Source organism: Gordonia heveisoli, assembly GCF_030315745.1.
Classification (GTDB): Bacteria; Actinomycetota; Actinomycetes; order Mycobacteriales; family Mycobacteriaceae; genus Gordonia.
Genome location: NZ_JASXSH010000050.1, coordinates 1 through 1,176 on the forward strand (window position 1 = coordinate 1; position 1,176 = coordinate 1,176).

The following is a 1,176-nucleotide window of genomic DNA, read 5'->3' on the forward strand; positions in this document are numbered from 1 at the left end:
CACCGCTATGAGCGTTCCGCGGAACGCGCGACTCACCGTAACGGCCACCGCACCAAGACCGTGTCGACGACCTCGGGTGATGTGGAAGTGAAGATCCCCAAGCTTCGGGCCGGGTCGTTCTTCCCCTCGCTCCTGGAACGGCGCCGTCGCATCGACAAAGCCCTGCACGCGGTGGTGATGGAGGCCTACGTCCACGGCGTCTCCACACGAGCAGTCGATGACCTCGTCAACGCACTCGGCGTCTCGACCGGGATCTCGAAATCGGAGGTGTCACGCATCTGCGCCGGCCTCGATAAAGAGATCTCGGCATTCCGGGAGCGGCCACTGACCCACACAGAGTTCCCGTACGTGTTCGCTGATGCCACGTTCTGCAAAGTCCGGGTCGGCGCTCATGTCGTATCCCAAGCCCTTGTCGTGGCGACCGGGGTGTCGATGGACGGCACCCGCGAAGTGTTGGGTACCGCCGTGGGCGATAGCGAGTCGTTCGAGTTCTGGCGTGAGTTCTTGGCCTCGCTCAAGGCCCGCGGCCTGTCCGGGGTGCATCTGGTCATCTCCGATGCCCATGCCGGGTTGAAAGCCGCGGTGGCCCAGCAGTTCACCGGATCAGCATGGCAACGCTGCCGAGTCCATTTCATGCGCAACCTGCACGGCGCGGTCTCCACCAAGCAGGCACCAGTGGTCACCGCGGCAGTCAAAACCATCTTCGCGCACACCGAACCGGCCGAGGTCGCCGCGCAATGGGACCAGGTCGCCGACACCCTGGACTCATCGTTTCCGAAGGTGGCGGCGATGATGGCCGAGGCCAAACCCGATGTGCTCGCGTTCACCGCGTTTCCGAAGGCGCATTGGCAAAAGATTTGGTCGAATAATCCCATCGAACGGCTCAACAAGGAGATCAAGCGCCGCGCTGATGTCGTGGAGATCTTCCCCAACCCTGCCGCGTTCCTGCGGTTGGCTACCGCGGTGGTGATCGAGGCCCACGACGAGTGGCAAGTCACCCGCCGCTACCTCTCCGACATCAGCATGGCCGAACTCAAGAAGGTCATCGCCGCCAAACACCACGCCGCCGAACCCGTCGACGCACCACGCCAAATCGCCTAACATTCACCACGACTCGTTGATCACAACGCGTAGCTCACGCCGGATCCGAAGTCCACCAACCCACGGGGCACTGTC

At 63.1% G+C, this 1,176-nt stretch carries 1 protein-coding gene; it reads left to right on the plus strand.

Annotated elements, in window-relative coordinates:
• Nucleotides 1-1,101: IS256 family transposase (locus QSJ18_RS20090; protein ID WP_286328424.1), on the plus strand; the 1,101-nt coding region annotated here is incomplete at its 5' end.
• Nucleotides 1,102-1,176 lie beyond the last annotated feature (75 nt).